Origin of the sequence: Nonomuraea sp. NPDC059194 (assembly GCF_042754765.1) — a bacterium.
Classification (GTDB): domain Bacteria; phylum Actinomycetota; class Actinomycetes; order Streptosporangiales; family Streptosporangiaceae; genus Nonomuraea.
Genome location: NZ_JBHZBH010000008.1, coordinates 1 through 22450, shown reverse-complemented (window position 1 = coordinate 22450; position 22450 = coordinate 1). Strand labels below are relative to the sequence as shown.

Here is a 22450-nt window from a genome sequence, read left to right as displayed (position 1 = left end):
TCGCTCATGCTGCTGGTCCTGCTCTGCCTGGCCCAGTTCATGTTGATCATCGACATCACCGTCGTGCAGGTCGCGCTGCCGTCCATCGGGGCCGATCTCGGCCTCGACCGTGAGGCGCTGACCTGGGTCGTCACGACGTACACGCTGTGCTTCGGCGGCCTGATGGTGCTCGGCGGCAGGCTCGCCGACACCTTCGGCGCCCGCCGGATGCTGATGACGGGGCTCGCCGTCTTCACGCTCGCCTCGCTGCTGTGCGGGCTCGCCCCCGGCGGCGGGCTACTGATCGCCGGGCGCGCGCTGCAGGGCGTCGGCGCGGCGCTGCTGTCGCCCGCCGCGCTGGCCACCATCACCACCGTCTTCCACGGCGAGCGCCGCACCAGGGCGCTGGCGGTGTGGGCGGCGATCGGCGGCACGGGCGCGGCCGTCGGCGTGCTGCTCGGCGGCCTGCTGACGGCCGGTCCCGGATGGACGTGGGCGTTCTTCGTGAACGTGCCCGTGGGCCTGGCCGTCCTGGCCGCGCTGCCGTCCCGCGTGCCCGCCTCCGCCCGCTCGGCGCGCGGGCCGCTCGACCTGCCGGGCGCGCTGCTCGTCACCGCCGCCACCGCGCTGCTCATCTACGGCCTGGTGACCGCGGGCGAGGAGGGTTGGGGTACGGCGGGCCTGTGGCTGGCCGGCTCCGCGGTCGGATACCTGGCCTTCGTGTGGCGGGAGCGGGTGGCCGCCGCCCCGCTCATGCGCGCGGCGACGATGGCCAGGCGGCCGGTGCTGTCGGGCACGTTCGTCATGCTCATGGCGACCGGCCTGATGCTGGGATTGTTCTTCCTCACCTCACTCCACCTGCAGCGGGAGCTGGGTTACGGCGCGCTGGAGACGGGCCTGCTGTTCCTGCCGGTGGCGATCGCGATCACGCTCGGCGCGCACCTGGGAGGGCGGCTGATCGGCAGGGTCGGCGGCCGCCCCGTCGCGGTGGGCGCCTTCCTGCTGACCGCCGCGGGCGCCGCGCTCATGACCCGCGTCTCGCCCGAGGCGGGCGTCTACACCACGCTGCTGCCCGGATTCGTGATCGCCGCCTTCGGCATCGGACCCGCCTTCGTCACCGCGACGGCGACGACCATGGGCAACGTCCCTCCCGGTGAGGCGGGCGTGGCCTCAGGCGTGATCAACACCTTCCACGAGCTGGGCGGCTCGATCGGGGTCGCGCTGGTCTCCAGCCTGGCGGTGGGCGGCTTCCCCGGCGCGCTGGCCTGGTGCGCGGGCGCGGCGGCCGTCGCGGCGGCCGTCGCGCTCAGGCTCGTGCCGCCGGGCAGGCCCGCCGTGCTCGTCGGCCACGGTCACGGTCACGTCCAGGAGCCCGCCCACGGCCACGGTCACACGCCTGATCACGGGCACGCGCCTGACCACGCGCACGGGCACGGGCACGGCTAGCCGCGGGCGAGGCTGGGCTGGCTCTCGTGGGGTCTCTCGTGGGGTGCGGTCAGCGTCCAGTCGGCGGCCTTCTCACGCTGCTGCCAGTAGCCGGCGAACCTGCCCTGGAGGGCGAGGAGTTCGGCCAGCGTCCCTGCCTCGGCCACCTGCCCCTCGTGGAGGAAGATGATCTGGTCGGCGCGGGCGATGGTGCTGAGCCGGTGGGCGATGATGAGGGTGGCCCGCTGCCGGCTGCCGGCCTCGAGGGTGCCGATGATGGCCCGTTCGTTGCCGGTGTCGAGCGCGGCCGTGGCCTCGTCGAGCAGGAGCAGCGGCGCGTTCTTGAGCAGGGCGCGGGCGATGCTCACACGTTGGCGCTCCCCTCCGGACAGGGCCGCGCCGCCTTCGCCGACGCGGGTGTCCCAGCCGTCTGGCAGGCGCAGGACCACCTCGTCGAGCTGGGCCGCCGAGGCCGCCTGCCTGATCTGTTCGTCGGTGGCCTCCGGGTGGCCGAGGCGGATGTTGTCGTACAGGCTGGCGTCGAAGAGGTACACGTCCTGGAAGACGATGCCGAGCAGGCTCATCAGGGTGGCGGGGTCGTAGGAGCGCACGTCGTGCCCCGCCACCCTGATGCTTCCCGAGTCCAGCTCGTGGAAGCGGGCGATCAGCGCCAGCAGGGTGCTCTTGCCGACGCCCGACGGGCCCACGACAGCCGTGGTGGTGCCCCGTTCCACGGTGAAGGACACCCCGGCGATCGTGTGCTGTCCCGGTTCGTAGCCGAACCGCACGTCACGCAGTTCAAGGGCGGGCGCGGCCGGATCCGGCTCGGTCCGGGCGTCGGGATGTGCCAGGACGGGCGCGTCGAGCAGGGCATGGACCCTGGCGAGGGTGCCGCGCATGGCCTGCAGCGCCGGGGAGAGCTCGGCCAGGGCGGTGAACGGTTCGACGAAGCGCACCGCGACGATGACGAGCGCGACCACCTCCCCACCAGCGAGCTCGCCGTTCAGGCCCAGGATGACGGCCGTCGCCGCCAGGCCGAGCAGCGCCGCCTGGGTGGCGAACCCGAACATCACCTGCCCAGGCAGGCTGAAGCCGATCAGCCGCAGCGCCGCCGAGCGTTGCCGGGCCAGCGCCCGCCCCACGGCCGAGCCCTCCGTGCCGGCGCGGCCCGCAGCCCTCAGTGCCGGCTGCGCCTTGGCCAGCTCGATGATGCGCTGGCCCGCCTCCCTGGACGCCGCGGCGTAGGAGTCGTCGGCGGCGCGCAGGCAGCGCCCGCTCGCCCACACGGTCGCCAGGAGCAGCGGCACCGCGGCCAGGGCCGCCAGGCCGAGCGGCCAGGCGACCAGCAGCAGGCCCGCCCCGATCAACGCGGGGGTGACGATCGCGTTGGCCGCCGGGGTCAGCAGGTAGCCGACTCCTTGGCAGAGTTCGCGGCCCGAGGAGGTGAGCGCCAGCTGGGCCTCGGCCCTGCGCTCGGCGGTGAGCCAGCCCAGCGGCATCCGATGGAGCCGGTCCACGAGCCGCCGTTCGATGCTGGACAGCAGCTCGAGGCCGATGGCGAATCCGGCGCCGGCGACCGCGTAGTCGATCGCCCAGCTGCCCGCCACGAGGACGGCCAGCGCCGCGATCCACGGCAGGGCGTCGCCGGGAGCCGGGGAGAACAGAGCGGTGAGCAACGGGACCATGCTCACCACCGCGCAGGCGCGGAACACGGCGCTCAGCCCGACCAGGCTCACGTAACGGGCGACCGTACGGCGGTTGCCGGCCAGGCGAAGAGTCTGGAGGATCATGCCGGGGTCTCCTGCGGTGCGGCGGCGGGGGTGTCGACGTGGGCGGCCTGCCACAGGTCGCGGTAGGGGCCGTGGCCGGCGAGCAGTTCGGTGTGGGTGCCTCGCTGGACGACTCGGCCGCCGTCGAGGACCACGATGGTGTCCGCGCCGGTGATGGTGTGCAGGCGGTGCGCGATGACCAGCACGGTACGGCCGGCGATCAGCCTGCTGAGCGCCTGCTGCACCTGGTGTTCGGATTCCGGGTCGGCGAAGGCGGTCGCCTCGTCCAGGACGAGCACCGGCGGGTCGGCCAGCAACGCCCTGGCGATGGTGAGTCGTTGCGCCTCGCCACCCGACAGCCGCGCCTCCTCACCGAGGATCGTGTCGTATCCGTTCGGCAGCCGCGTGACCCGGTCGTGGATCCTGGCCGCCCCGGCCGCCTGCTCCACCTCCTGGCGGGAGGCGTCCGGCCGGCCCAGGGCGATGTTGTCGTGGACGCTCGCGCGGATCACGGACACGTCCTGGAAGACGAAGCCGACCGTCCGGTACAGCTCGGCGAGGGGGAGATCGCGCAGGTCCGTCCCGTCGATGGTGATCCGGCCCGAGGTCACGTCGTGGAAGCGGGCCAGCAGTGCGGCCAGCGTGGACTTGCCGGCCCCGCTCGGGCCCACGAGCGCGGTCACCGTACCGGGGGCGAGCTCCAGGTCGATTCCGGACAGGATCGTGTGCTGCCCGCCGTAGCTGAAGGAGACGTCGTCGAAGCGGACCGTGTGGCCTGAGCGGCCAGGCGGCAGGGAGCCGGGCCTGGCAGGCTGGGGCAGTTCGGGCTCGGCCACCAGCAGGCCGATGCGCTGGGCGGCGGCCTGGGCCTCGCGCACCGACGCGAGGCCGTAGCCCGCGGCCAGCAGTTGTGGCCCGAAGGTGGCTCCGAGCAGCAGGAACGGGACCAGGTCCGTGGGGCTGAGCCTGCCGCCTGCCACCATCAGGCCGCCGGTGAGGACGATCAGCAGGAGGGTGGTCAGCGGGCGGGTCACCAGGTCGACCAGGGTCTTGCGGCCCGTCAGCGGCCGTTGCCAGCGGTCGAGGAAGCGGGCCCGCTCGTCGAGGGTGGCGCGGAACCCGCCCGCTGGCCCGGCGTCGTAGGCCCTGACCACCGTCAGGCCGTCGACGTACGAGACCGCCTCGGAGCCGACCCGCGTCTCCCACACGTTGAAGCGCGCGAGCTCGGCGGTCGACGCCTGGACCATGCGGGCGGTCAGGACAGCGTAGGCCAGCAACGGCAGCAGGAGGATCGCGGCCAGCCCCGCGGAGACGGAGAACAGGTAGGCCAGGACGGCCAGCGGGCTCACCAGCGCCGCCACGACATCGAGCACCGCATGGGTGACGAGGTAGTGGACGCTCGTCGCGTCGTCCTGAACCGCCTGCTTGATCTTGCCCGAGGTGCGTTCGGTGAACCAGCCCAGCGGCAGGCGGGACAGCTTGCCCACCACGGTCGTGCGCACGTGGTGGCCGAAGCGCGCGTCCAGCACGTGCATGGCCAGCACCAGCGCGCCCGCCAGCGTCGCGCCTGCGCCGAGCAGGACGAGGGCGAGGATGCCCAGGTGGGTCAGGCCCGCCGCCCCCGCGCCGTCGAGGAGCAGGCGGCGGCACAGCTCGACCAGGACGAGGAAGGGGGCCAGCTGGACCAGGGAGACCACCGCCTGGAACACCCCGGCGAGGATGAGCCGGGAGCGCAGCGGCGCCAGCAGCCGCGCCCCGGCCCGTGACCGCCACTGACCGTGGCCCGCGCCCGTCCCGGCTGATCCGGCTGATCCTGCTGATCCTGCTGATCCGGCTGATCCGGCTGATACGCCCGCCTCGGCCGATGGAGCAGGCGACAGCCCGGTGGCAGCGGCCTGGCCGCGCTCCGGCCGGTCCTCCTCGGCGGACCGCTCCTCGCGGCCGACCCCCATGGCCTGGCCCTTGATCCAGTAGGCCCTGGCCTTGACGTCGGTCTTCGGGAAGCCCAGCTCCTTGAGCCTGGCCCTGACCTGCTTGGTCGCGGCCGATTCGGCGGTGACCCAGGCGTACCAGTTCGACCAGTCCCGCTCGCCGATGGCGCGGGCCAGCGCGGCGGGGTCGTCGGCGGTCGGAATCCAGGTGACCGTGCACAGCGGGTGCGGCGTGATCGGGATCTTCAGGTCGTCGTCGCGGAACTGCTCGAGGCAGACCACGACCGGGGTGGTGCCGGGCACGGCGGCGAGGATCGCGTTGATCCCGGGCAGTGCCGCGGCGTCGCCGATCAGCAGGTAGCCGTCGGGCGCCGGATCGGGCGCGGCGAAGTGCCCGGACGCCCAGCGGCTCACCTGGATGGTGTCGCCGGGCCGGGCGTTGGCCGCCCAGGTGCAGGCCGGGCCGGCCGGCTCGTGCAGCACGAACTCCATGCTGACCCGCTGCTGTTCCGGGTCGGGGTCGACGAGGGTGTAGCCGCGCTGGTGCTCGCGCCCCGGCCGGGCCGGGTCGGGCGCCCACAGGCGGACCCAGGCGGCCGGCTCGAACGGCTGGCCGTCGAACAGCGTGGGCGCGTGGAAGGTGATGCGGCGATAGTGGGGGGTGATGTCCTCGATCGAGACGACGCTGGCCGTGTGCTCCAGCGCGCCGAAGGTCTTCATCACGGCCCCGGCGTAACCCCGTGCCATCAGTCTTGTTCTCCTGTCGCGGTGAAGTCTTGCTCTCCTGTCGCGGTGACGGGGTGCCGAAGCGACAGCGAGGTGACCGGCCGGCCCGGGGGCAGGTGGGTGACCAGCCCGTCGGCGGCTGCGGTCAGCAGGAGCAGGAAGTAGTCGTCGGCCGTGTGGCTCGGGATGCCCTCGCGGGCCACCTGCAGGAGCGGGGAGCCGGCCATCGCGGCCAACGCCGCGCGGGTCGCCTCGTCGTCGCCCCGCGGATCGAGGAGGGCGTGGACGGCCCGAGCCTCCTCGGCCGCCGCGATCCCGAGCGCGATGGTGGCGATCGCGGAGCTGAGCACGGTGGCCGCCGCGGGATCGTAGCCGCGCCTGCCCAGGTTGGCGATCTGCTCTTCGAGCAGGCGGATCCCGGACGGCCCGCGCGGGAACAGGCGCTGGAGGTACTGGGCCGTCCCCGGGTGGGCCAGGGTGAATCGCCGTAGCTGGGCCGCGAAGCCGACCAGGGCGGTCGCGGTCGGCTCGGCCGGATCGTCGACGATCGTGAGCTCGGCCAGGATGGCCTCTCCGACCAGGCTGTCGAGTGCCGAGCGGCTGGGCACGTGCCGGTAGATGGCCGCGCTGGTGACGCCGAGCGCGTCGGCCACGCCCTGGATCGTCAGATCGGCGAGGCCGATGCGCGTTCCGGCCGCGACGACGTCCTGGAGGGTGAACGTCGCCGTGCGTCCGCCGGTCTTCATCCGCACCGCCCTGTAGGTAAGCCTAACCTTAGTTATGGGCCATAACATAGAGAAGAGATCAGCCGGGCGCAAGGTGCCCGCGGGGTTCTGCCGCCGTTATCATTTCGAGACCCACTATTGTTCGTATCCCACCGTAGGAAGGAACATCCCGTGACCCTCGACGAGCTGACCGCTCAGCGCGAGCAGGCCGCTGCCGACTACGACGCCCTCGTCCGGCGCGGCCTGAAGCTCGACCTGACCAGGGGCAAGCCCTCCCCTCGCCAGCTCGACCTGGCCGACGGGATGAACGGCCTGCCGTCCACGCATCTGGCCGCCGACGGCACCGACTGCCGCAACTACGGCAACCTGCAGGGGCTGGCCGAGGTTCGCGAGCTGTTCGCCGAGCAGTTGCAGGTGCCCACCCCGCAGTTGGTCGCGGGCGGCAACTCCAGCCTGGCGATGATGCACGACACGATCGTCTTCTCGCTGCTCAGCGTCCTGCCCGGAGCCGCGCGCCGGTGGGCCGACGAGGAGGAGACCGTCTTCCTGTGCCCGGTGCCCGGCTACGACAGGCACTTCGCGCTGTGCGAGCGCTTCGGCATCAGGATGGTCCAGGTGCCGATGACCGACGAGGGCCCCGACATGGACGTCGTCGAGCGGCTGGTCGCCGACGACCCGAGGGTCAAGGGCATCTGGTGCGTGCCGAAGTACAGCAACCCCTCGGGCGTCACCTACAGCGACGAGACCGTCCGCCGCCTGGCCTCGATGCCGGCCGCCGCGCCCGACTTCCGCATCTTCTGGGACAACGCCTACGCGGTGCACCACCTCACCGACACCCACGCCGAGCTCGCCGACCTGCTGGCGCTGTGCGAGGAGCACGGCAACGCCGACCGTGCCTTCGTCTTCGGCTCGACCTCCAAGGTGACCCTGGCCGGCAGCGGCGTGGCCTTCTTCGGCTCCTCCCCCGCCAACGTCGCCTGGTACCTCGCCAACCTGTCCAAGCAGAGCATCGGCCCCGACAAGATCAACCAGCTGCGCCACGTGGAGTTCCTGCGCGACGCCGAGGGCCTGGCCGCACACATGCGCAGGCACGCCGAGCTGGTCTGGCCGAAGTTCGAGACCGTCGACAGGATCCTCACCAAGGAGCTGGGCGGCACGGGCATGGCCACCTGGTCGGCGCCGACGGGCGGCTACTTCATCAGCCTCGACGTCCCCGAGGGCTGCGCCCGCGCGGTCGTCGCCAAGGCCAAGGAGGCGGGCATCGCGCTCACTCCCGCCGGTGCGACCCACCCGTACGGCGACGACCCCGCCGACCGCACGATCCGCATCGCCCCCACCTACCCCGGTCTGGAGGAGCTGGAGGAGGCGATCACCGGTCTGACCGTGTGCGTCCGCCTGGTCGCGGCCGAGAAGCTGCTGTCGCGGGCCTGACGGGCGGGCTCAGGGGCGGCGGCGCTTGCCGTACCTGAAGCCGAAGATGTACTCACGGGTCTCGCTGGGGTGGAAGGAGACGCCCACCCCCGGCTCGAAGGCGACGTTGTCCCGCGAGCAGTAGTAGAGCTCCTGCCACACCAGGAGCGCCTGCTCGCGGGCCGGCGCCTCGGCCTGGTCGCGCTTGCGCGCGCCCTGCGCGCCCATGACGAACATCAGCCCGAACCACCAGAAGACGCCGGTCGCGCAGAACGGGCCGAGCAGGACGATCAGGAAGTTCGTCCATTCGCTCATGGCCAGCGTCAGCGCCAGCACCACGTGCGCGAGGGCGGCGAAGCCGAGCAGCACGTAACCCTGATGGCGGGCACGCGGCACCTCGTGCCTGGCGGGGAAGGACAGCCACACCGCCAGCTGCGTCCTGGTCATCCGGTGCTTCCTGGTGCCGATGAGCGAGGCGGCGGGCAGGTCGACCACGGCGCGCTCCTTGGGCATGCTCGCGCGCCCGAGGTGAAAGCTCGTACCGTCGGCCACCACCCCCGGCACCGACGCCACCCTGTCGGCCTTGCCGCACTCCGGACAGGACAGATCCATCCGGGCAGTCTGGCCCTGACGTGCGACTGGCGCAAATCGGGTCGTAGAGTCTCATCGTGATTGAGGCACTTGTGCAGAGCCTTCCCGAGGGAAGGGTGCTCACCGATCCCGACGTGGTCGACTCCTACGCCCGCGACCGCACCTTCCTCGAGCCTGGCAAGGCGCTCGGAGTGGTGCTCGCCACCTCCCGCGACGACGTCGTGACCACGATGCGGTGGGCCACCGAGCACCGGGTGCCCGTCGTGCCGCGCGGGGCGGGCACCGGCCTGGCCGGCGCGGCGACCGCCAGCGAGGGGTCCATCGTGCTGTCGCTGGCCAGGATGAACGCGATCCGCGAACTGAGCCCCGCCGACGAGATCGCCGTCGTCGAACCCGGCGTGATCACCGCCGACCTGGACAGGGCGGCCAGGCAGCACGGGCTGATGTACGCGCCCGACCCCTCCTCCTACGAGATCTCCACCATCGGCGGCAACCTGGCCACCAACGCGGGCGGGCTGCGCTGCGTGAAGTACGGCGTGACGCGCGACTCCGCGCTCGGGCTCGAGGTCGTGCTGGCCGACGGCCGGATCCTGAACACGGGCCGCCGCACGGTCAAGGGCGTCACCGGCTACGACCTGACCGGCCTGTTCGTCGGCTCGGAGGGCACGCTCGGCGTCATCACCTCGGCCACGGTACGGCTGCGCCGCGCCCCGATCGCGCCGCCCGCGACGATCGCCGCGGAGTTCGGGTCGTTGCGCGACGCCGCCGCGGCCGTCTCGGCGATCATCGCGGCGGGCTGCCAGCCGTCCCTGATGGAGCTGCTGGACCGGGCCACGCTGAAGGCGATCGACGACTGGCGCAACATCGGCCTGGAGGACTCCACCAACGCCATGCTGATCGGCCAGTCGGACGCCTCCGACGGCCAGGCGATGGCGGCGGTGATGCAGGAGCTGTGTGAGGCGAACGGCGCCTCCTTCGTGGCGGTCTCCTCGACGCCCGAGGAGACCGAGGACCTCATCGGCATCAGGCGCATGGCCTACGAGGCCAAGGAGCGCCTCGGCGCGTGCCTGGTCGAGGACGTGTGCGTGCCGCGGTCGGCGCTGCCCGACATGATCTCGGCAGTGGAGGCGGCCGCCGCGCGCCACGACGTGATGATCTGCACGGTGGCGCACGCGGGCGACGGCAACCTGCACCCGGTCTTCATCTTCGAGCACGGCACGCTGGAGCCGCCCGCCAACGTGTGGGCGGCGGCCGACGAGGTGTTCAAGGCGGCTCTGGAGCTCGGCGGCACGCTGACCGGCGAGCACGGCGTCGGGCTGTTGAAGCGGCGCTGGCTGGGCCTGGAGTCGGGCCCGGTCGTGACCGAGATCCAGCACGGCATCAAGCGGGTCTTCGACCCGCTCGGCATTCTCAACCCGGGCAAGGCGATCTGACCATCGCCCGCGCTTCAAGAGATCCCGCCCGACCCGTGGCTGACGTGCTGCCGTCGTGCGTCATGTTCCCCCAGCGGTGAGGTCCACCTCGGGCCCGCCTTCCGCGAGTCGCGTATGGCCTCGCTGAACACCAGCGGCGGGACCTCCGTCAACGGCGCCTGGTGCCGCCTGCTGGACCGCGCGTGGATGGCGGGTGGCGGGGGCGCGCGGCGGCAGGATCACCGGCCTTCCGGGACCCCGTATCGACGACGAAGTGGGGGGCGACACGGGGTCCATGTCGCTGTCTGACTGCGCAGGGTCGATAGCAATCCGGACACATCGTCAAACCGGTGAGACGACGCACGAACCACACTGATAGCGTTTTGCCCCACCTATACCGGACTTACGGGGGTTCGACGTGACTCAGTTCCAGCCGTTGGCGGCGGACGACCCGCGCCGGCTGGGCGCGTTCGAGATCACCGCGCGGCTCGGCGAGGGCGGGCAGGGCGTGGTCTACCTGGGCAAAGGCCAGGCCGGTGAGCAGGTGGCGGTCAAGCTCCTGCACAACGCTCTGGTGGCCGACGCCGACGCGCGGACGAGGTTCCTGCGCGAGGTGGCGGTGGCGCAGCGGGTGGCGAGGTTCTGCACCGCGCCCGTGCTGCACGCCGATCTGGAGGGCAGCCGGCCGTACATCGTGACGGACTACGTGCCAGGGCCCTCCCTGCGGCAGCTGGTCGAAGGCGAGGGGCCGCGCAGGGGAGCGGCCCTGGAACGGTTGGCCATCAGTACGGCCACCGCGCTGGCGGCCATCCACCGCGCCGGGATCCTGCATCGCGACTTCAAGCCCGCGAACGTGCTCATGGGCCCCGAGGGCCCGGTAGTGATCGACTTCGGCATCGCCCGCGCCCTGGACTCGCCCGGCGCGACCGCCACGGGGATGGCCATGGGCACGCCCGCCTATCTCGCGCCCGAGCAGCTGAGCGGCGCTGCGGTGTCTGAGGCGGCCGACGTGTTCGCGTGGGGCGTCACGATGGTGTTCGCCGCGACGGGCAAGCCCGCCTTCGGCTCCGACTCCATTCCCGTCGTGATGAACCGGATCCTGAACGAGGAGCCGGACACCGGCGGGCTGGACGGGGTGCTCGGCGAGCTCGTGGCGGCCTGCCTGTCCAAGGATCCTTCCCTGCGGCCCACGGCCGAGCAGCTGATCGCTCGCCTGACGGGGCAGACGACCGGCGAGACGGCGGTGGCCGTCCACCAGACGGGCAGCAAGCTGCCGCCGCCGTTCCCCCAGCCGGTCCCGCCCGCCGGGCATCCGGGGCAGCCCGGCCCCGGCCAGCACGGTCAGCACGGTGCTGGCCAGCCCGGCCCCGGTCAGCCTGGTGCCGGTCAGCCCGGTTCTGGTCAGCCTGGCCCTGCTCAGCACGGCCCCGGCCAGCCCAGTCAGCACGGACAGCACGGTCCCGGCCAGCCCGGCCCAAGCCATCCGGGTCACCCCGGCCCTGGTCAGCCCGGTCCTGGTCAGCACGGTCCTGGTCAGCACGGCCCTGGTCAGCCCGGCCAGCCTGGTGGGCACCCGGTGCCGCCCGGCCATTCCGTGCCTCCGCAGCAGGGACAGCCCTTCGCTCCGCCGTCCGTGCCCGGCCAGCGTCCGCCCTCCGGGGACGCGGCGCGACCCGGCGGCTCGGGCGCGCGCCGCCGTACCGTGACGGTGGCGGTGTCGGTCGCGGCGGCGGGAGCCGTCCTGCTGGCCGGAACCGTCGTGTGGGCGAACGCGGGCAAGGAGGTCCCCGCGAACCTGGTCGCGGTCGACTCCCCCGTCAGCTCGTCCCCGCAGGACCCGGGCTCTGTCGAGGTGCTGCCGCCCGACGAGCAGCCGACCGAGCCCGACATCACTCCCGACCTGACGCAGGACACGCCGACGCCCGAGAACACCAAGTCGAAGAAGGAGCCGGAGGACCCGGCGGTCTCCGTGCCGCACACCACGGTGCCTCTCCCCCAGCAACCGCAGCAGCGGCCGACGGCGCAGCCCACGAAGAAGAAGCCGACGGCCAAGCCGACCAGGAGCACGGGCCTGGTCGACCCCGACCCCGAGCCGACAGGGCTGACCGAGCCGACGGTCGGCGACGCGTACGGGCACTCGAGCAGCAAGCCCACCACCAAGCCGACCAGCAAGCCCACCGCCAAGCCGACGAGCAGGCCGACGGTGAAGCCGACCGCCAAGCCCACCACGCCGCCGAAGCCGAACCCCTACACGGCCACCGGCGCCTGCGGGTCCGGCTACAAGGTGATCGACTCGCACGCGCTGAGCACCAAGGCCACGATCTACCTGCTCTACAGCACGAGTGCGGGTAGGAACTGCGTGGTCACCATGTCGAAGTACGTGGTGCCCGCCAAGGTGTCGATGAACGCCATCCTGCAGGTGAAGGGCGGCAGCAGCGGCGCCAATCCCGGCAAGTTCACCGCCTACGCGGGGCCGGTCCGGCTGCCGGCGGTCAAGAAGTGCGTGATCTGGGGCGGCTCCTGGGGCACGCTCTCGTGGAAGAGCGGCTGGAGCCACTGCGGCTGACCATCCGTGAAGGCCCGGCGGAAGCACAATCGCTCCCGCCGGGCCTTTCGCGTTCCTTCCCCTTCCCCGGGAGCCTTCTTTCCCGAACGAGCCCATCTCCCCCGGCCCTGTCTCCCGAGAGCGTCCGACCCCGCCCCCGGGACCCCAGCGCGCAATACCGTCCTCCCAGACCTCGGTCTCCCTGGGCGACCCCTCTCCCCAGTGCCCTCCCCCGCGCGGCTTCCTGCCCGGCCGACTTCGGGTGGGGCCCTTCTCCTGGCGGGCGCGCGTTGCTAGGTTGTTGACGTGATCGTCAAGTCTGAGGCGCTGACCGCCCGCGGGCGGCGGACCAGGGCCGCGCTCCTCCAGGCGGGACGCGAGGCGTTCGAGGAGCACGGGTACGACACCGTGCGCATCGACGACGTCTGCGCCAGGGCGGGAGTCTCGCACGGCACCTTCTACACCTACTTCGATTCCAAAGAGGCGCTGTTCGGCGAGGTGGCGGGCGCGGCGGTGGGTGAGATGTTCACCGCGAGCGTCGTCGGCCCCACGGTCCCCGACGACCCCTACGCCCGCGTCGAGGCCGCCAACCTGCTCTACCTGCGCGCATGGGCGGCCAACTCCCGGCTGCTCAGGATGCTGGAGCACATCGCGACCGGCGACGACCGCTTCCGCGGGTTGCTGCTGGAGCTCAGGGAGGTGTTCGTCAGGCGGGGCGCCGAGGGGCTGCGCCGCTTGCAGGAGCAGGGCCTGGCCGATCCCGGTCTGGACCCGAGGCTGACGGCGATCATGCTGGGCGGGATGGTGGAGCACTTCGCCCACGTCTGGCTGGATCTGGGCGAGCGGGCCGACGAGCGTACCGCCGTCGACCACCTGACCAGGCTCTGGGCGCGCGCGATCGGTCTGACGCAGCCGTCAACTCCCGAGTCCGCGCCGTTCGTCCGCAGCACCGGGGACGGCGCGGGCTGCATGACCGGTGGCATCGGCGAGGAGGACAGGTGATCATCAGCAGGCTGGACCCGGCCGACCCCGACTACCAGGCGCGCAGGCGTGCCATGCTGGCCAAACTCGCCGACCTCGACGCCGAACACGGCAAGGCCGTCGCTGGAGGCGGCGAGAAGTACGTCGAGCGCCACCGCAGGCGCGGCAAACTCCTGGCGAGGGAGCGCGTCGAGCTGCTGATCGATCCCGCCTCCGCCTTCCTCGAACTGTCGCCGCTGGCGGCGTGGGGAAGCGACTTCCCCGTCGGGGCGAGCGTGGTGACCGGCATCGGCGTCGTTGAGGGCGTCGAGTGCGTTATCACCGCCAGCGATCCGACGGTCAGGGGCGGCGCCTCCAATCCGTGGACCCTGAAGAAGACGCTGCGGGCGGCCGACATCGCGCTGCGCAACCGCCTGCCGTACATCAATCTGGTGGAGTCGGGCGGCGCTGACCTGCCGACGCAGAAGGAGATCTTCATCCCGGGAGGGCAGATCTTCCGGGATCTGACGCGGCTGTCGGCCGCGGGCGTCCCGACGATCGCGCTGGTGTTCGGCAACTCCACGGCGGGCGGCGCCTACGTGCCGGGGATGAGCGACTACGTGGTGATGGTCAAGGAGCGCGCGAAGGTGTTCCTCGGCGGCCCTCCGCTGGTCAAGATGGCCACGGGTGAGGAGTCCGACGACGAGTCGCTCGGCGGGGCCGAGATGCACGCGCGCGTCAGCGGCCTGGCCGACTACCTCGCCGCCGACGAGCACGACGCGCTGCGCATCGGCAGGAACATCGTCAAGTCGTTGCGGTGGCGCAAGCTCGGCCTCAGCCCGCGGGCGGTGAGCGAGCCGCGGTATCCGGCGGAGGAGCTCAGGGGAATCGTCCCTGAAGACTTGAAGGTGCCGTTCGACCCGCGCGAGGTGATCGCGCGGATCGTCGACGGCAGCGAGTTCGAGGAGTTCAAGCCGCTGTACGGGGCCAGCCTGGTCACGGGGTGGGCGACGCTGCACGGCTATCCGATCGGGATCCTCGCCAATGCGCGCGGCGTGCTGTTCAGCGAGGAGGCGCAGAAGGCGACGCAGTTCATCCAGCTGGCGAACCAGGCGCGCACGCCGCTGCTGTTCCTGCAGAACACGACCGGCTACATGGTGGGCAAGGAGTACGAGCAGGGCGGCATCATCAAGCACGGCGCGATGATGATCAACGCGGTGTCGAACTCGACGGTTCCGCACCTGACGGTGGTGATGGGCGCGTCCTACGGCGCGGGCAACTACGGGATGTGCGGGCGCGCCTACGACCCCCGCTTCCTGTTCGCCTGGCCGAGCGCGAAGTCGGCCGTGATGGGTCCCGCCCAGCTGGCGGGCGTGCTGTCGATCGTCGGACGGCAGGCGGCGCAGTCCCGCGGGCAGATCTACGACGAGGAGGCCGACGCGGCGATGCGGGCCATGGTGGAGGCGCAGATCGAGCACGAATCGATGCCGTTCTTCCTGTCGGGCCGGCTGTACGACGACGGGGTGATCGACCCGCGCGACACCCGCACGGTGCTCGGGCTGTGCCTGTCGGCGATCAACAGCGCGGCCGTGCCGGAGGCGACCGGATTCGGGGTGTTCAGGCCATGAGGGGTGTTCAGGGCATGACGGCGCACTCCACGATCACCAGGCTCCTGGTCGCCAACAGAGGGGAGATCGCCCGCAGGATCTTCAGGACCTGTCGCGAGCTCGGCATCGAGACGGTCGCGGTCTTCTCCGACGCCGACGAGGGCGCGCCTCACATGATCGAGGCCGATCTGGCCGTACGGCTCGGCGCGCCGCTGGCCTACCTCGACGTCGAGGCACTCGTGGACGCGGCGCGACGGTCGGGCGCCGACGCAGTGCATCCCGGCTACGGGTTCCTGTCGGAGAACGCCGCCTTCGCCCAGGCCGTGATCGACGCGGGCCTGACCTGGGTGGGCCCGCCTCCGGGGGCGATCGCCGCGATGGGCTCCAAGATCGAGGCGAAGCGGCTGATGGCGGAGGCGGGCGTGCCGGTGCTGCCCACGCTCCCCGTCGAGCCGGACGTGCCGGTGCCGCCCTCACCCACGGGCGAGAAGGCGCAGGCGCACGAAAGCGCGGCCGAGGAGGCCACGGCGCGCCAGGACGCGGGCTGGCGCTTTCCGCTGCTGGTCAAGGCGTCGATGGGCGGCGGCGGGCGCGGCATGCGCGTCGTCAGGACGCCCGCCGAGCTCGGCCCGGCCGTGGCCGCGGCGAGCAGGGAGGCCGAGGCGGCGTTCGGCGACGGCACGGTGTTCGTCGAGCCGCTGCTCGACGGCGCCCGCCACATCGAGGTGCAGGTCCTGGCCGACGCGCACGGCACGGTGTGGGCGCTCGGAGAGCGGGAGTGCTCGATCCAGCGCCGTCACCAGAAGGTGGTGGAGGAGTGCCCCTCCCCCGCCGCCACCCCCGAGCTGCGCGAGCGCCTGGAAGCCGCGGCCGTCGCCGCCGCCGAGAAGATCGGCTACGTCGGCGCGGGCACGGTGGAGTTCCTGGTCAAGGACGACACGATCGCCTTCCTGGAGATGAACACCCGCCTCCAGGTCGAGCACCCGGTCACCGAGCTGGTCTACGGCGTGGACCTGGTCGAGCTGCAGCTGCGCGTCGCCGAGGGCGAGCCGCTGCCCGCCCAGCGGCCCGCGCCGAGCGGGCACGCGGTCGAGGTCAGGCTGTACGCGGAGGACGGCGACCACCTGCCCCAGTCGGGGGTGGTCGAGCTGTTCGAGGTCCCTGGCCCGGTCCGGGTGGATTCGGGCGTCGAGTCGGGCTCGGTGGTGTCCACCCACTACGATCCGATGCTCGCGAAGATCATCGCGTACGGCGGGAGCCGTACCGCGGCGATCAGGAAGCTGACCGCCGCCCTGGACAGGGCGCGCGTCCACGGCCTGGCCACCAACCGCCGACTGCTGCGGAACATCCTGGCGCATCCGGCGTTCGCCGCGGGCGACACGCACACAAGCTTCCTCGACGAGCACGACCTCGCCGCGCGGGCCGTACCCACCGGACTGGAGGCTCTGGCGGCGGCCCTCGCCATCGCGGCCCGCGCCAAGGACGCGGCCGTCGTGCAGCGGAGCCTGCCCTCCGGCTGGCGCAACGTCAGGTCGCAGCCGCAGGTGGCCAGGTTCGAGGAGATCGAGGTCTGCTACGACCCGGTGCCCGACGAGGTGACCGTGGTGGGCGCGACGCCGTACCAGGTGGTGGTCGAGGTCGGGGGCGTGCGGCGCGCGTTCGCCGTCGCGCACCACGGCGGCCGCGTCTACGTCGGCGACACCCGGCTCATCCCGCTGCCCCGCCTGCCCGAACCCGCCGAACACCACGCGCCGGGCTCCCTGCTGGCCCCCATGCCCGGTAGCGTGCTGCGCGTCGAGGTCGAGCAGGGGGACGCCGTGGTCAAGGGCCAGGTGGTCCTGGTGCTCGAAGCGATGAAGATGGAGCATCAGATCGCCGCGCCCGCCGACGGGGTCGTCGCCGCCGTCATGGTGGAGAAGGGCTCACAGGTCGAGGCGGAAGCCGTGCTCGCGATCATCGAGGAAGGGGAAGCATGACGCGCCTGGTCCACAAGGAGTTGGAGGGTGGCATTGCCACCATCACCCTGGACTCTCCGCCCAACCGCAACGCGCTGTCGGTGCGGCTGCTGGGCGATCTGGAGGACCGGCTGAACTGGGCTCTGGCCGAGCCGGAGGTGCGGGTGATCGTGCTGACCGGCGCCGGCACGGTGTTCTGCTCGGGCGCGGACCTGAAGGAGCAGCGCATCGAGCCCGCGCGCGGCGTGAGCGACGCTCCGGTGACCGCGTCGTTCCCCGAGATCATGACGCTGATCTGGGAGAGCCCCAAGCCGGTCATCTGCCGCATGAACGGCACCGCGCGGGCGGGCGGGCTCGGCCTGGTGGCCTCCTGCGACTTCGCGATCGCGCCGCTGACGGCGTCGTTCGCCTTCTCCGAGGTACGGCTGGGCGTGGTGCCCGCGATGATCTCGGTGCCCGTGCTGCGGCGGCTGGAGGCCAGGGCCGCGGCCGAGTACCTCATGACGGGCGAGGTGTTCGACGCCACGAGGGCACAGGAGATCGGCCTCATCAACCGGGCGGTGCCGATGCAGGACCTCGACGCCACCGTCGCCCACTACGCCGACATGCTGGTCAAGGGCGGCCCCGAGGCGTTGTCCATCACCAAGCGGCTGGTCCGCGACCTGCCCTCGGTCTCCTTCGAGGAGGGGCTGCGGCAGATGGCCGCGCTGTCGGCCCAGCGCTTCACCTCCGAGGAAGGCCAGGAGGGCATCGCCGCCTTCATGGAGAAGAGGCCGCCGAAGTGGTGCTGAGGATCGCCAACTGCAGCGGCTTCTACGGCGACCGCCTGTCGGCCGCCCGCGAGATGGTCGAGGGCGGTCCGATCGACGTGCTCACCGGCGACTGGCTGGCCGAGCTGACCATGCTGATCCTGGCGGGCAACCGGATGAAGGGCCGCCCCGGCTACGCCACGACCTTCGTCAAGCAGATGGAGCAGGTGCTCGGCACCTGCCTGGAGCGCGGCATCAAGGTCGTCTCCAACGCCGGAGGGCTCGACCCCGAGGGCTGCGCGGCGGCGATCGAGAAGCTGGGCCTGCCGGCCAAGGTCGCCTACGTCACCGGCGACGACGTCACCGGGCACGACCTCGACCTGGTCAACCTCGACACCGGCGAGAAGCTCGCCGAGCCCGTCCTGACCGCAAACGCCTACCTGGGCGCCCGCCCCGTCGCCGCAGCCCTGTCCGCGGGCGCCGACGTCGTCGTCACCGGCAGGATCACCGACGCCGCCCTCGTCACCGGCCCCGGCATCTGGCGGTACGGCTGGCAAGCAGGCGACCTGGACGCGCTGGCCAGCTCGGTCGTGGCCGGGCACGTCATCGAGTGCGGCTGCCAGGCCACGGGCGGCAACTACGCCTTCTTCCACGAGGTGCCCGACCTGGCCCACTGCGGTTTCCCCCTCGTCGAGCTGCACGAGGACGGCTCATCGGTGATCACCAAGCATCCGGGGGCCGGTGGCCTGGTCTCGGTGGGCACAGTCACCGCGCAGCTGCTGTACGAGATCGCCTCGCCGCGATATCTCGGGCCCGACGTGGTGGCCCGCTTCGACACCATCTCGCTGTCGCAGGAGGGTCCGGACCGGGTGCGGGTGTCGGGGGTGCGCGGCGAGCCGCCGCCCGACACGCTGAAGGTCGCGGTCAACTACCTGGGCGGCTACCGCAACACGATGACGCTCGTGCTGACCGGGCTCGACCTGGAGGAGAAGGCGCGGGTGGCGCAGGAGACGATCTGGGCCCGCGCGCCGCGCGAGTCGTTCGAGTCGGTGGACGTCTCCTTCGACCCGCCGCTGCTGCGGATCACCGTGATGGACCGTGACGCGCGCAGGGCGGGACGGGCGTTCTCCTCGGCCGTGGTGGAGACGGGCCTGGCCAGCTACCCGGGCTTCTACGGGCTCGCCCCGCCAGGAGACGCCTCGCCGTACGGCGTCTACTGGCCGACGCTCATCCCCGCCGCCGACGTCACCCCTCGGGTCTTCATGGGCGGCGAGGAGGTCGCGGTGCCCTCGGACGGTTCCTGCAGCCCGGCGGTCGAGGTGCCGGTCGCGCCGCCGCCCCGGTGGGAGGGGGCGGAGGTGCCGACGGTGACCGCACCGCTGGGCCGGGTCGCCGGGGCCAGGTCGGGCGACAAGGGCGGCAACGCGAACCTGGGCGTGTGGGTGCGCACCCCCGAGGAGTACGGCTGGCTGGCCGCGACGCTGACCGCCGAGCGGCTCGTGGAGCTGCTGCCCGGGCTGGAGGGATCGCGGGTCGAGCGGTACGAGCTGCCCAACCTCAACGCGCTGAACTTCGTCGTCCACGGGCTGCTCGGCAGGGGGGTCGCGGCCAGCCCCCGGCTCGACCCGCAGGCGAAGGCGCTCGGTGAGGAACTGCGCGCCCAGACAGTGGAGGTGCCGAAGACGTTCCTGCGCTGAGCTCCTCTCGACGGCGGGACGGTCGGCCGGGTTCAGGTAGCGCGAGTGGGGCTGTACCCGTGACCAGCCGATCCCGGCCGCCGCGCAGACCCCCACGACCCTGCCATCGCCAGGTCGACACCCAACGCGAGTACGGCGACCACGAAGGCGGCGGCCCCCACCGCGCCATTGGACTTCACCAGCGGCACCATGCCGAGCAGGCAGGCCAGCAGGCCCGCGAGCGCGGCCGATATCGGCCACTGCGCATTGGACACCAGCAGCACGATCCCGTCACGATCGCCGCGGCCGCCGTGCTGCCCTGCGCCGTACAGGACGGTGTGCGCCGGAAGACGATGTACGGTAGGACTCCGCAGAACACCGACGCGAGAAACCTCAGCCGAGCCCGGCCGGGGAGGGCCAGGTGGCCACCCACCCGACCACGACCCGCAGGCCCATCAGTAAGTATCCGAGGTGCAGGTCTCTGCTGATCATGTGCGCGGCCCGCCGCTGCGCCATCATACGTTCGCCGCGTCCCCAGCAGGAGCGAGCACAGCGCCGCGCACCAGTGGGGAGCGCTTGAAAGCGCAGGCCACAGTGGTCAGCCAGCGGGCAGCCTCCAACGGGTCGTCTTCCCGCCCGAGCGACCAGCCGTCCCCATCAGGCTGCGCCCCGGCCTTGCGCAGGCGGAGTGCATCCTGCCCAAGCGTCGCGATGCAGGTGCGCAACGTCTGCGCCAGGGCTTCACAGTCACACGTTCTGGTCCGGTCGTTCGCCCTGGTCGCCCCTCCTGGCTGTGGTCGTCACGTGTTGATGTGGAGCACCCAGACCGACACGTGATCGAGGTCGGGGACGTAGGTGTAGAGCGCGCGGAACGTCGGCGTGGTCAGTTCGTACGCGCCCTCGATCTCGCCGTAGGGCGTGGCGGCCGGCGGGACGGGATCGTCGCCCAGGTCCAACAGGGTGTCGACGATCGACGTGCGCAGCGTTGGCGCCGCCGTACGAAGCACATCCTTGACGCTGGGGTCCAGGTAGATGCGGAGCTTCACTGGTGGGCGCCGCCCAGCCCGAGGTCGGCGTAGGCCTGCTCGCGGCTGGAGTAGGCGTCCCTCTCGATGGTCTCGCGGCTGGTGGATTCCATGCGGGCGCGCAGGTCGTCGATCTCTCGCTGACGCTTGAGGCGCAGGTACTCCTCGTATGCCTCCTCGGAGATGAGGACGGCTTGCTCGTCGTCGGAGCGCTTGATGCGGGTCGGGTGGTGGCCGATCACGGCCTTGGACACGAGCAGGCCGAGCTTGTCGCGGGCCGCGGCGATGCCGAAGGTCTCCAGGCTCGTCTTGTCGATCGTCATGTCTCTCAGCATATGCTCATGATGCCGGATCTGACAGATTGCCGTATACCGAAATCGACAGCTCGATAGCGTGCTCGTCGACTACGCCCTGGGGTCACGTGCAGCTCGGTCAGCCCGAGGTATGCGGTTGGTTGGGGCAGCCGCACGCGGATCCGCCTCGGGCCGTCTGACCGTTCGCCGGGCGTCACCGGCGGCCATCTCGGGGGTGTAGGACGGGACACGGATCCCGCTGTTCAGCATCTCCTGGCCGCCCAACGCCGTGAACGCGCTCGCATCCGCAGCCCGCCGCGGGCACACCTACCCGAGCAACTGCGAGAAGGTGGCCAAGGTGTCCGCCTCTCGTGGATGTATCAGCGGTCGGAGCGCGCTGGACGTCGGCGCCGAGCGGTTCATGAACCGACTGCACTGGGATGGTGAGGCGCGGGAGAAGGATCTGCGCCTCTGCTCCCCGTCACGACGCACCGCCGGGCGCGTTCAGGCGGAGCCCCCTTCCCGGACGGCCGCGCCCTGGACGAGCTTGGAGAGCCTCAGCGCCTCACGCGCGGACCTGCTGTGCTCGCCCTGCAGGAAGGGGTGCAGCACGCGAGCGACGGCCGACAGCTGCCACCTGGTGCCGGGCAGCCATCCGCACCACACGTAGCGGCGGCCCTCCTCGTGGGTGAGCCGCTCATCCCGCTCGAGTCCAAGGCTGCACAGCATCTACGGCGAACAGCGCATCCTTGTCTGTCTACCGGCCGACGCCGCACCTCCGCCGCGCTCGACCGCCACCCCGGCGCCCTCCGCCCCGTGAACGGCTGACGCTCCCTCAGTTCCTCCGCACCTTCGCGGACTGCGCGCTGTCGGTCAGAGCGCTGATCGGGTTGTCGTCGATCGGCGGCCACCTCAGATCATCGAAGTCGACGACCTCGCCGGCCGGAGGCGCCGCAATCGCCACCTTCGTGCCCCAGTCGCTGTAGCGCGTGTCGACGATGTCGTGCTCCGTGGCCTTCACCAGCTTGTCGTCCTTGGGCACGTGGGTTTTCAGGGTGTACTCCGTGATCAGGCGGACAGGCAGCTGGTCACGGTTGACGAAGAGCCTGAAGGAAATCTTGCCCACCTCGGAGCCACCGTACTTGTCCTTGTACAGCTCCTTCCCGCTGAGAGTGCCGCGGTATTCGCCGGCCTTGGCGAAGGTGGCCTTCGAGATCACCAACTTCAGGATCGCCGGGTTCAGGACGTCGACACGCTGGTCGCCGCGCTGCCCCTTGTCGCCCCACGAGGAGTTTCCGCTGAACCGGATCCAGTGCTTGCCTTCGGGCATCTCGCCCCACTCAATGCCCTTCACGTAGGTGGCGCGGCCCACCTTGATCGCACGGAGCGTGGTCGGTTCATAGTCTTCGCCTACCCCGAGAGCTGCCTTCTGCTCGTTCGTGAGCTTTGTCTTCGACGTGAGGTCGTAGTCCACGGCCGCGGACTTTCCGAACCCGATCACTCCGGTGGTCCGGGTGAGGAAGGCTCCCTTGATCCCGCTGAAAGTGGTCCGGTTCGCCTCGGAGACCCGGACACCACGCCTAGATGAATGAGTCCAAGGGGTCTGGTCAAGTTCAGTGGTCGTAGGGGATCAGAGACCGTTTGATCGGCTGGCCGGTCTTGTCGTTGTGCC

Annotated in this window: 19 protein-coding genes; 9 read left to right on the top strand and 10 right to left on the bottom strand. The window is 71.5% G+C overall.

The annotated features are described in order from the left end of the window. The first annotated feature begins 6 nt into the window (after nt 1–6). Nucleotides 7–1425 carry an MFS transporter gene (locus tag ACFXJ8_RS13110; protein WP_379644082.1) on the top strand — a complete coding sequence of 473 codons (1419 nt, stop codon included), beginning with the start codon at nt 7–9 and terminating at the stop codon, nt 1423–1425. Here ACFXJ8_RS13110 and ACFXJ8_RS13105 read toward each other — a convergent pair. From ACFXJ8_RS13105 to ACFXJ8_RS13095, 3 genes are read right to left on the bottom strand one after another with little or no spacing between them, the layout of a single operon-like run. Next, a complete protein-coding gene (locus ACFXJ8_RS13105; protein WP_379644081.1) occupies nt 1422–3194 on the bottom strand; it encodes an ABC transporter ATP-binding protein in 1773 nt (590 codons plus the stop codon). The two genes, ACFXJ8_RS13110 and ACFXJ8_RS13105, sit on opposite strands and share 4 nt — an antisense overlap. Continuing rightward, a complete protein-coding gene (locus ACFXJ8_RS13100; protein WP_379644080.1) occupies nt 3191–5851 on the bottom strand; it encodes an ABC transporter ATP-binding protein/permease in 2661 nt (886 codons plus the stop codon). The genes ACFXJ8_RS13105 and ACFXJ8_RS13100 overlap by 4 nt, the downstream gene beginning before the upstream one ends. Further along, nucleotides 5851–6576, bottom strand: coding sequence for a TetR/AcrR family transcriptional regulator (locus ACFXJ8_RS13095; protein WP_379644267.1), 726 nt, complete (start codon nt 6574–6576; stop codon nt 5851–5853). The genes ACFXJ8_RS13100 and ACFXJ8_RS13095 overlap by 1 nt, the downstream gene beginning before the upstream one ends. 150 nt (nt 6577–6726) lie before the next feature. Between ACFXJ8_RS13095 and ACFXJ8_RS13090 the strand changes: the two genes are divergently transcribed. Continuing rightward, nucleotides 6727–7986, top strand: coding sequence for an aminotransferase class I/II-fold pyridoxal phosphate-dependent enzyme (locus ACFXJ8_RS13090; protein ID WP_379644079.1), 1260 nt, complete (start codon nt 6727–6729; stop codon nt 7984–7986). A 9-nt stretch (nt 7987–7995) separates the two neighbouring features. Here ACFXJ8_RS13090 and ACFXJ8_RS13085 read toward each other — a convergent pair whose 3' ends face one another. Beyond that, entirely contained in the window at nt 7996–8577 is a 582-nt protein-coding gene (locus ACFXJ8_RS13085; RefSeq protein ID WP_379644078.1) for a hypothetical protein, read from the bottom strand. 56 nt (nt 8578–8633) lie between these two features. On the opposite strand from ACFXJ8_RS13085, the gene ACFXJ8_RS13080 reads away from it, so the two are divergent. The 7 genes from ACFXJ8_RS13080 to ACFXJ8_RS13050 all read left to right on the top strand — a co-directional run bounded on the left by ACFXJ8_RS13080 (nt 8634) and on the right by ACFXJ8_RS13050 (nt 19481). Next, entirely contained in the window at nt 8634–9989 is a 1356-nt protein-coding gene (locus ACFXJ8_RS13080) for an FAD-binding oxidoreductase (RefSeq protein WP_379644077.1), read from the top strand. A 397-nt stretch (nt 9990–10386) separates the two neighbouring features. Next, a complete protein-coding gene (locus ACFXJ8_RS13075) occupies nt 10387–12534 on the top strand; it encodes a protein kinase (protein WP_379644076.1) in 2148 nt (715 codons plus the stop codon). A gap of 285 nt (nt 12535–12819) precedes the next feature. Continuing rightward, a complete protein-coding gene (locus ACFXJ8_RS13070; RefSeq protein ID WP_379644075.1) occupies nt 12820–13515 on the top strand; it encodes a TetR/AcrR family transcriptional regulator in 696 nt (231 codons plus the stop codon). A gap of 53 nt (nt 13516–13568) precedes the next feature. Continuing rightward, the gene (locus tag ACFXJ8_RS13065) at nt 13569–15101 is read left to right on the top strand and encodes an acyl-CoA carboxylase subunit beta (protein ID WP_379644266.1); all 1533 of its coding nucleotides are present in this window, start codon (nt 13569–13571) and stop codon (nt 15099–15101) included. Next, entirely contained in the window at nt 15098–17056 is a 1959-nt protein-coding gene (locus tag ACFXJ8_RS13060) for an acetyl/propionyl/methylcrotonyl-CoA carboxylase subunit alpha (protein ID WP_379644074.1), read from the top strand. Before ACFXJ8_RS13065 ends, ACFXJ8_RS13060 begins: the two co-directional genes overlap by 4 nt. Then, nucleotides 17053–17826, top strand: coding sequence for an enoyl-CoA hydratase-related protein (locus ACFXJ8_RS13055; RefSeq protein WP_379644073.1), 774 nt, complete (start codon nt 17053–17055; stop codon nt 17824–17826). Before ACFXJ8_RS13060 ends, ACFXJ8_RS13055 begins: the two co-directional genes overlap by 4 nt. Continuing rightward, a complete protein-coding gene (locus ACFXJ8_RS13050; protein ID WP_379644072.1) occupies nt 17817–19481 on the top strand; it encodes an acyclic terpene utilization AtuA family protein in 1665 nt (554 codons plus the stop codon). The genes ACFXJ8_RS13055 and ACFXJ8_RS13050 overlap by 10 nt, the downstream gene beginning before the upstream one ends. 32 nt (nt 19482–19513) lie before the next feature. Here ACFXJ8_RS13050 and ACFXJ8_RS13045 read toward each other — a convergent pair whose 3' ends face one another. From ACFXJ8_RS13045 to ACFXJ8_RS13020, 6 genes are all read right to left on the bottom strand, one after another. Further along, a complete protein-coding gene (locus tag ACFXJ8_RS13045; protein ID WP_379644071.1) occupies nt 19514–19735 on the bottom strand; it encodes a hypothetical protein in 222 nt (73 codons plus the stop codon). 118 nt (nt 19736–19853) lie between these two features. Then, entirely contained in the window at nt 19854–19979 is a 126-nt protein-coding gene (locus ACFXJ8_RS13040) for a hypothetical protein (protein ID WP_379644070.1), read from the bottom strand. Nucleotides 19980–20260: 281 nt separating this feature from the next. Continuing rightward, nucleotides 20261–20506 (bottom strand): hypothetical protein, encoded by a 246-nt coding sequence (locus tag ACFXJ8_RS13035; protein WP_379644069.1) that lies wholly within the window; start codon nt 20504–20506, stop codon nt 20261–20263. Further along, nucleotides 20503–20808, bottom strand: coding sequence for a type II toxin-antitoxin system Phd/YefM family antitoxin (locus ACFXJ8_RS13030; RefSeq protein ID WP_379644068.1), 306 nt, complete (start codon nt 20806–20808; stop codon nt 20503–20505). Before ACFXJ8_RS13030 ends, ACFXJ8_RS13035 begins: the two co-directional genes overlap by 4 nt. Nucleotides 20809–21282: 474 nt before the next feature. Continuing rightward, nucleotides 21283–21507 carry a hypothetical protein gene (locus ACFXJ8_RS13025; RefSeq protein ID WP_379644067.1) on the bottom strand — a complete coding sequence of 75 codons (225 nt, stop codon included), beginning with the start codon at nt 21505–21507 and terminating at the stop codon, nt 21283–21285. A 106-nt stretch (nt 21508–21613) separates the two neighbouring features. After that, nucleotides 21614–22252 carry a hypothetical protein gene (locus tag ACFXJ8_RS13020; protein ID WP_379644066.1) on the bottom strand — a complete coding sequence of 213 codons (639 nt, stop codon included), beginning with the start codon at nt 22250–22252 and terminating at the stop codon, nt 21614–21616. Nucleotides 22253–22450: the final 198 nt, after the last annotated feature.